The sequence below is a fragment of the Providencia sp. UF-224 genome, assembly GCF_058245955.1.
On sequence record NZ_JBSICC010000059.1, the window covers coordinates 1 to 8,621 of the forward strand.

10 protein-coding genes are annotated in these 8,621 nt (G+C 43.7%); 7 read left to right on the forward strand and 3 right to left on the reverse strand.

Going from position 1 to position 8,621, the window contains the following annotated elements; all coding sequences use genetic code 11:
* The 7 genes from AC4IFO_RS22450 to AC4IFO_RS22480 form a co-directional block, all read left to right on the forward strand.
* Positions 1–234, forward strand: a 234-nt coding sequence (locus AC4IFO_RS22450; protein WP_490737744.1) for a UDP binding domain-containing protein, incomplete at its 5' end; no start/stop codon positions are given.
* Positions 235–379: 145 nt separating this feature from the next.
* The gene (locus tag AC4IFO_RS22455) at positions 380–1,534 is read left to right on the forward strand and encodes a polysaccharide export protein (protein ID WP_490737746.1); all 1,155 of its coding nucleotides are present in this window, start codon (positions 380–382) and stop codon (positions 1,532–1,534) included.
* A 5-nt stretch (positions 1,535–1,539) separates the two neighbouring features.
* A complete protein-coding gene (locus AC4IFO_RS22460) occupies positions 1,540–1,968 on the forward strand; it encodes an arsenate reductase/protein-tyrosine-phosphatase family protein (protein WP_490737748.1) in 429 nt (142 codons plus the stop codon).
* A gap of 35 nt (positions 1,969–2,003) precedes the next feature.
* Positions 2,004–4,082, forward strand: coding sequence for a polysaccharide biosynthesis tyrosine autokinase (locus tag AC4IFO_RS22465; protein WP_490737750.1), 2,079 nt, complete (start codon positions 2,004–2,006; stop codon positions 4,080–4,082).
* 17 nt (positions 4,083–4,099) lie between these two features.
* Positions 4,100–5,122 (forward strand): UDP-glucose 4-epimerase GalE, encoded by a 1,023-nt coding sequence (gene galE, locus AC4IFO_RS22470; protein ID WP_490737752.1) that lies wholly within the window; start codon positions 4,100–4,102, stop codon positions 5,120–5,122.
* Positions 5,123–5,265: 143 nt separating this feature from the next.
* Positions 5,266–5,769 carry a tRNA (uridine(34)/cytosine(34)/5-carboxymethylaminomethyluridine(34)-2'-O)-methyltransferase TrmL gene (gene trmL / locus AC4IFO_RS22475; RefSeq protein WP_272539957.1) on the forward strand — a complete coding sequence of 168 codons (504 nt, stop codon included), beginning with the start codon at positions 5,266–5,268 and terminating at the stop codon, positions 5,767–5,769.
* A 110-nt stretch (positions 5,770–5,879) separates the two neighbouring features.
* The gene (locus tag AC4IFO_RS22480; RefSeq protein WP_273827517.1) at positions 5,880–6,050 is read left to right on the forward strand and encodes a type II toxin-antitoxin system Phd/YefM family antitoxin; all 171 of its coding nucleotides are present in this window, start codon (positions 5,880–5,882) and stop codon (positions 6,048–6,050) included.
* Positions 6,051–6,095: 45 nt separating this feature from the next.
* Here AC4IFO_RS22480 and cysE read toward each other — a convergent pair whose 3' ends face one another.
* From cysE to secB, 3 genes are all read right to left on the reverse strand, one after another.
* On the reverse strand, positions 6,096–6,917 hold the full coding sequence (gene cysE / locus AC4IFO_RS22485) for a serine O-acetyltransferase (protein ID WP_219245111.1): 822 nt from the start codon (positions 6,915–6,917) through the stop codon (positions 6,096–6,098).
* A 62-nt stretch (positions 6,918–6,979) separates the two neighbouring features.
* Positions 6,980–8,008: an NAD(P)H-dependent glycerol-3-phosphate dehydrogenase gene (gene gpsA, locus AC4IFO_RS22490; RefSeq protein WP_490737755.1), complete on the reverse strand. Its 1,029-nt coding sequence runs from the start codon at positions 8,006–8,008 to the stop codon at positions 6,980–6,982.
* A complete protein-coding gene (gene secB, locus AC4IFO_RS22495) occupies positions 8,008–8,484 on the reverse strand; it encodes a protein-export chaperone SecB (protein ID WP_273804047.1) in 477 nt (158 codons plus the stop codon). The genes gpsA and secB overlap by 1 nt, the downstream gene beginning before the upstream one ends.
* Between the last annotated feature and the right edge of the window lie 137 nt (positions 8,485–8,621).

An 8,621-nucleotide genomic window follows, 5' to 3' on the forward strand; every position in this document is an offset into this window, starting at 1 on the left:
AACTTCCGTGCTTCTGCGGTGCAAGGCATCATGAAGCGCATCAAAGCCAAAGGCATTGAAGTGGTGGTGTATGAGCCGGTAATGAAAGAAACTGAGTTTTTCCATTCCAAAGTTGTCAATGAATTAGCGGAGTTTAAAGCTCAATGTGACATCATTTTGGCTAACCGTATGGTGCCTGAAATCGAAGATGTTGCGGATAAAGTGTATACACGCGATTTATTTGGTAATGATTAACTTAGTTATTATTATCGCAATTTTTGCCAAATTTCGACCATCAATATAAACTACCCCCATTTGTAGTAATTATGTATAAGTGGGAATGATGATATCCATCATCACTTATACCTTATCTAATCATTTTTTATCATAGGATGGTACCGTGTTTAGGAAGCGTCTCCCACTTACACTACTCACAATGAGTATTTTACTGACAGGCTGTACCGTTACCCCTGGTGCCTATATGTCGACCTCTGGCAAAAATGTGGTTGATACGGGTGACCGTGATATTACAAAGCTGGTTGATATCTACCCGATTTCACCAAAATTACTCGATGACATGTACACAGCGCCAACCATTGCCAAACCGAACTCACAGTTAGAAAAACAACTGACTAACTATGAGTACCGTGTGGGTGCAGGTGATGTACTCACCATTACCGTTTGGGACCACCCCGAACTAACTATCCCTGCGGGTTCTTACCGTAGTGCGCAAGATTCCGGTAACTGGGTACATTCTGATGGGACTATCTATTACCCATATATTGGTAAAGTCAAAGTCATCGGTAAAACCGTGACGGAAATCCGTACGCTGATCAGCAACCGCTTAGCCACTTATATTGAATCCCCACAAGTGGATGTCAGTATTGCAGCCTTCCGCTCACAGAAAATGTACGTGTCGGGTGAAGTGGCGAAACCGGGGACATTGCCAATCACTAACGTGCCTTTAACGATTTTAGAAGCCTTTAATAATGCAGGTGGGTTAACCGAAAAAGCCGATTGGGATAATGTGGTACTCACCCGTAATGGCAAAGAGATTAAAGTCTCATTACAGGATTTAGTGCAGTATGGGGATTTAACCCAAAACTACCTAATGCTACCGGGCGATGTGCTGTATGTACCGCGTAATGACTCACAAAAAGTATTTGTGATGGGTGAAGTTGGCCAGCCAACCACACTGACGATTGACCGTTCGGGGATGAGTATCACTGAAGCGCTGAGCAAAGCCAGTGGCCTTAACCAAACAACGGCCAATGCAACAGGTGTGTTTGTTATCCGCCCAATTAAAAACCAGCCAGCAGCAGATAAAGAGCTTGAAGCGTTACTGCCGAAAAAAATGGCCGCGGTGTATCAGCTAGATTTATCAGATGCCACATCACTCGTGATGGGCACCGAGTTTAAATTACAACCGTATGACTTAGTCTATGTTACCGCAGCTCCTGTGGTACGTTGGAACCGTCTGATTACTCAGTTACTGCCAACGATTGCTTCTTATAACCAGCTAACAGAAGGCACCAAGCGTATTCACGATTGGTAATAGACATGTTTAACCATATCCTAGTTGTTTGTATGGGTAATATTTGCCGCTCCCCGACAGGGGAGCGTTTACTGCAACAATATTTCCCCACCAAAAAAGTCGATTCCGCAGGGATTATCGCCAAAAATGATCTCCCAGCCTATGACAGCGCCATCCGTATTGCTGCGCAGCATCAGCTTTCCTTGGAAAACCATCAATCACGCCGGTTAACCAGCGAAATATGCCATAAAGCAGACTTAATCCTAGTGATGGAAAACGACCATATTGCTAAAATCCACCAACAGTTTCCGCAAACACGTGGCAAAGTGATGTTATTTGGGCAATGGATTAATAAAACCGAAATCCCTGACCCCCATAAACGCAGTGATGAAATGTTTGAACATGTTTATCAGTTAATCGAAAAAGCCGCCATCGCTTGGCAAGGAAAAATTTAATTTTATTTATTGGATGACTTAACATTTAACCTATTATGAACACAACAAAAAATAGCTCCCCAGCCTCAGATGAAATCGATCTGCTCGCCCTGTTTAAAGTTTTGAAATCCAACACGATAAAAATTGGGTTTTTCACAGTTATCTTTGCGGTAATTGCAGTGGCTTATAGCCTACTCGCAACGCCAATTTACCAAGCCAATGCGACCTTACAGTATGACAAGTTAGGTCAGGTGTCATTACTTGACCAAATGAGTGATGTGATGCCGTTCGGTAATAGCAACAACCAAGTAGATTCCGAAATCGAAGTGATTAAATCCCGTATGGTGTTAGGTAAAACCGTAGCGGATTTAAATCTGGATGCTCTGGTTGCACCCGCAGGTTTTGCCAGTAAACTGCTTGGTGAAAGAGCACCTTTAGACATTACGGTATATCAACTGCCTGACCACTTAGTGGGAGAGCCTGCAACCCTGACGTTTACCAGTGAGAAGACCTACTCACTGAATATTGATGGTCAAATTTTTGACGGTAACGTTGGCGAAGTCCTTAAACAAGGCGAGGTTAATTTACTGGTTGCCAGTTCATCTGCGAAAACGGGTGATGAATTTACTTTGATAAAAAATGCCCGTTACTCTGCCATTGAAAATCTACGTAATACCTTAACTATTGCAGAAGTGGGCAAAGGAACAGGCATTATCAGTTTAGCTATCAAAGGCGCAGATAAGGCGGAAAACGTTAAAATACTTAACAGTATTATCCAAAACTACGTTGACCAAAATACCGAGCGTAAAAAAGAAGTCACCAACAATACGTTAGTCTTCTTAAATGATTATTTGCCCACCATTAAAGCAAAGCTGGATAACTACGAAAACCAGCTTAATGCATTCCGTAAAAAGAATGAATCTATTGACCTCTCATTAGAAGCTAAAGCCGCGTTAGATACGGCGTTGCAAGTGGAAGAAAAACTCAATGAGTTAACCTTTAAAGAGGTCGAAATTCAGCAGTTATATACCCGTAACCACCCTGCGTATCAGTCTTTATTAGATAAACGCCAGCAGTTGTTACGTGAAAAAGAAAAAATCAGCAAAAATATTCAAAAACTGCCTAATACCCAACAAGAAATCGTTCGTTTAACCCGAGATGTCGAAGCAGAGCAAGCCATCTACACCCAGCTAGTCGCTAAGCAGCAAGAACTCAGCGTGCTCAATTCCGGTATCACTGCCGATGTGCGTATTATTGACTCCGCTGAATCCCAACCGAATGCGGTTGCACCGAAAAAATCCCTGATTGTTGTACTTGCCACAATCCTTGGCTTTATTGTTGGTTGTGCTTATGTGATTGCCCGCGAGTTCTTTAATAACAAAATTAAAAGTACCGAAGATATCGATGCACTGGGCATTAATGTGTATGCCACCATCCCATTCTCTGCTCATGAGAAAAAACTGATTGAGGCTGGTAACAAGAGCCCATTAGCCATTGAAAACCCGGCTGATACTGCAGTTGAGGCCATTCGCTCACTGCGTACTAGCGTTTATTTCTCGGTGATGAACCAAGGGAATAACCTCGTGATGGTCACCAGTGCGTCACCGGGGGTAGGGAAAAGCTTTGTCACCTCCAATATGGCGGTGGTACTGGCTAATGCGGGTAAAAAAGTGCTGTTAGTCGATACCGACTTACGTAAAGGCCGCTTACATAAAGCCTTTGGCTTAAATAATAAAGGCGGGTTATCCGATTACCTTTCACAGCAAAATTTAGAGTCCCCAACCATTCACAGCAATGTGATTGAAAACCTCGATGTGATTTGCCGCGGTAAAAACGTTACTCACTCTTCTGAATTACTGATGGGTGAACGCTTTAAGCAGTTGCTGGATAAAGTGAAAAACCAATACGATATCGTGGTGATTGATACTGCACCAATCTTAGCTATCACTGACTCAGCGATTATTGGTAAATATGTAGGTACATCATTGCTGATTGCGTTCTATGGCGTGAATACCGTGAAAGATGTTGATTTATCACTCAAACGCTTTAAGCAAAATGATATCGAAATCACGGGTGTAATATTAAATGGTATCGACGCAAGGTCTGACGATTATAACTATCACTACGAATATTAAGAATTAGGGATATATTGATGAATAATCAAGTTCTAGTCACCGGCGGCCTTGGCTACATTGGTAGCCATACCTGTGTGCAGATGATCCAGCAAGGAATGCAGCCGATTATTTTAGATAACCTGCATAATGCTAACCTTGAAGTGCTTAACCGTATTGAAGCCATTACAGGCACAAAACCTATGTTTTACCAAGGTGATGTGCGTGATAGCCAAATATTAGACACTATTTTTGCTAGTCACCAAATTCATTCAGTGATCCACTTTGCGGGCCTTAAAGCCGTGGGTGAGTCGGTTGAAAAACCGATTGAATACTATGACGTTAACGTCAATGGGACATTGGTATTGGTGGAAAGCATGAAAAAAGCAGGTGTAAACAGCCTGATTTTTAGCTCTTCTGCTACAGTATATGGTGAGCCTGAGCATATTCCATTAACAGAAGACGCTTCTGTGGGTAATACCAATAGCCCATACGGCACCAGTAAGTATATGGTTGAGCGTATCCTGACTGACTTGAATATTGCCGATAATACGTGGTCCATTTCATTACTGCGCTATTTTAACCCAGTTGGAGCGCATAACTCAGGCTTAATGGGTGAAGACCCAAATGGTATCCCGAATAACCTCACCCCATTTATAGCCCAAGTCGCAGTAGGTCGCCGTAAAGAGCTCGCAATTTTTGGTGGAGATTACCCAACTAAAGATGGCACAGGCGTGCGTGATTATATCCATGTGATGGATTTAGCGGATGGCCATATTGCTGCTTTGAATAAAGTTAGCCAACAAGCAGGCCTTCATATCTATAACCTAGGAACAGGCACAGGAACAAGTGTATTGGAAGTTGTCGCTGCTTTTGAAAAAGCAGTTGGTAACCCCATCCCTTATACTATTTCTGAGCGCCGCGCTGGTGATATCGCGGAATATTGGTCAACGCCAGCGAAAGCACAACGTGATTTAGGTTGGACCGCACAATATTCCATTCAAGATATGGCTGATGACGTTTGGCGTTGGCAGTCCATGAACCCAAACGGTTATAAAAGCTAACCTCAATTAGCGACTTTATAAACGCGCCCCTATGGCGCGTTTTTTGTTTTTGGCGCGCAAATAAAAGTTCCGCATGAAAATAATGCGATTTGCGCGTACACTCTTCCCATCATTTTTATCATCACAAATATCAGTCAAACGCTATGCCACACATTGTTTTATTCGAACCAGAAATACCACCAAACACCGGTAATATTATCCGTCTCTGTGCCAATACGGGCTTTAGTTTGCACCTTATCCACCCGCTAGGGTTTACGTGGGATGATAAACGCTTACGCCGTGCTGGGCTGGATTACAGCGAGTTTGCCGATATCAAACATCACCATGATTATTATGCTTTTTTAAAAAGTGAAGGGCTGAACCCAGATAATAATCAGTCTGAAAGTGGTGCTAGAGTCTTTGCTTTAACGACCAAAGGTAAGCCAAGCCACAGTAATGTCAGCTACCAAGAAAATGACTATTTGATGTTTGGCCCTGAAACGCGCGGGTTGCCACCTTATGTGCTAGATAATATGCCAATGGAGCAAAAAATTCGCATTCCAATGTTGGCCGATAGCCGCAGTATGAATTTATCCAATTCAGTTGCTGTTGTCGTGTTTGAGGCATGGAGACAGTTGGGATATGCAGGGGCATTGCTAAAAGACTAGAATTACTCGATATACCTCAAGCGGTATGAGTGAGGCTTCACTCCGACACCCAAGCTACATACCGCTCGAATTATTGAGAGGATAGCTCTGAGCATAAGAGAGATATATTAATGAAAGAAACCGTTACTAAACAAACTGAGCAACCCACTAATACCCCATTAGATAGTATTGATGAAACCACTTATTTATTACGTTCACCCGCTAATGCCGAACATTTAAATAAATCGATTACTCAGTTTAAAATGGGAAATGTGTTTAAAAAGCAACCTATTGAAGAATAACAACGATAGTGAGCAACTAACCTATCTTTTACGCCTTTCCACAACTCAAATCCCATCCCCATTTTCAAACCCCCAAATACTACCATTAAAGTTTTGATCCATTTCTAAGGATGGCTTATCACTGGTTGGTTTGCCAACAATACGTGCAGGAACACCCGCCACTGTGGTATGAGGAGGTACAGGGTGAAGAACAACCGAACCCGCACCAATTTTGGCACCACGGCCGATTTCGATGTTGCCTAAAATTTTTGCCCCTGCCCCAATCATTACCCCTTCTCTGACTTTGGGATGACGATCGCCGCAAGTTTTACCTGTCCCGCCGAGGGTAACAGACTGTAAAATCGACACATCGTTTTCCACGATAGCTGTTTCACCAATCACAATACCTGTCGCATGGTCGAGCATGATGCCACAACCAATGCGAGCAGCTGGGTGGATATCCACGCCAAAAGATACTGAGATTTGGTTTTGCAGGTAAACCGCGAGTGCTTGACGGCCTTCTTTCCACAACCAATTACCAATACGATAAGCTTGCAGCGCATGAAAGCCCTTTAGATAAAGTAACGGCGTGGAATATTTATCGACGGCAGGGTCACGTAGGCGGACAGCGGATAAATCCATTGCAGCGGAGAAAATCATTTGTTCATCATTGCGATACGCTTCTTCAACGATTTCGCGAACTTCAAGCGCTGGCATGATAGGTGAGCTGAGTTTGTTCGCCAGCATATAACTGAGCGCACTGCCCAAGTTGTCATGCTTGAGTAACGTCGCGTTAAAAAAACTGGCTAGGAGTGGTTCGCAGTCAGCAAGCGACTTCGCTTCTTCTTTAATGAAGCCCCAAATTCTATCCAATTCTTCACGCGACATAATGACTCACCTATCTATTTTTATATTTACCCTATGGTGTAACTTAATTAGGTTAATTTTTATTAATCATGCAGTTTTGGCATATCCGCAATTTCATCTTTCGTCGCACGGCCTAATAGCGCTTGCGCCGCCTCTAACACATTCTTGTGACAATAGAGGATTTGATAAATTTGCTCCGTAATTGGCATTTCCACACCTGCGCGTTCAGCGAGTGCGCGGACTTCTTTGGTATTCCGATACCCTTCAACCACTTGGCCAATCTCTTTTTCTGCTTCTTCAACAGTCACACCATCGCCTAGCATCATACCAAAGCGACGGTTACGGGATTGGTTGTCGGTACAGGTTAACACTAAGTCACCTAACCCTGCCATCCCCATAAAAGTTGAGGGGTCTGCACCCAATGCAGCACCAAGGCGGCTCATTTCGGCTAAACCACGGGTAATCAACGCGGTACGTGCGTTAGCCCCAAAGCCCATTCCATCAGAGATCCCTGCACCAATCGCAATCACGTTTTTCACTGCACCACCAAGCTGCACGCCAACCATATCGGGGTTTTTGTACACTCGGAAACTTTTGCCGCAATGAAACAGCTTTTGTAAGTCCTCACCAAACTGGCTATCACTTGCCGCGACAGAAATCGCTGTTGGTAAGCCCGCAGCGAGTTCTTTAGCAAATGTCGGCCCCGATAGCACTGCCAACGGAATTTCGTTACCTAATACCTCACGTGCCACTTCTTGCAACAAACGCCCCGTATCCCTTTCTAAACCTTTGGTTGCCCAAATAATGCGTGAATCAGCACGCAAGTAAGGTTGGATTTGTTTGAGTACATCACCAAAAACATGGCTCGGTACGACTATCAAGATATTGGGACTCGCCTCAACGGCACGTTTTAAGTCCGTTTCGAGAGATAAACTATCAGGGAAAGAAACGCCAGGCAAAAATGCCTGATTACTACGGTCTTGCTCTAATTGATGAATGTGTTTGGGATCATGGCCCCATAACACAACTTGGTGTGCATTACGGGCAAGCGTAATGGCTAAAGCGGTGCCGTATGAACCGGCACCGATCACTGACATTGAAGCAGTATTCATTAAGCGTCCTGTTGAGCTTCTGAGTTCTGCGCTTGTTCGCCTTGTTGCTGCTGTAAGTAGTTCATGAACAGAGCATCAAAGTTAACTGGCGCTAAATTCAATTGTGGGAATGTACCACGACCCACTAAGCTAGTAATCGCTTCACGCGCATATGGGAACAGAATGTTCGGGCAGTATGCACCTAAGCAATGTGCCATTTGTGTGCCATCGATACCTTCGATAGAGAAAACACCTGCTTGCTGAACTTCACACAGGAATGCGGTTTCTTCACCTAAAGTTGCCGTAGTCGTCACACGTAAAACAACCTCATAAACGCCTTCTGACAGCTGGCTTGAAGATGTATCTAAGTCTAATTTGATCTCTGGCTGCCACTCTTGTTGAAAGATATGTGGTGCGTTCGGTGCTTCAAAAGAAACGTCTTTTGCGTAGATGCGTTGAATTTGAAAAACCATTTCTGAGTTGTTTTGTTCTGACATAAGTTAGTACCTTTTAACTTCCATATGAGTTTTCCCTGTTATTCTTTGAGCTACAGGGGTGTTCGCTGCATTGCGTTACCCAAGTCACATACTGATGTATGCTCCTTGGATACCTTCACTTGCTGCCTACCTGTAAC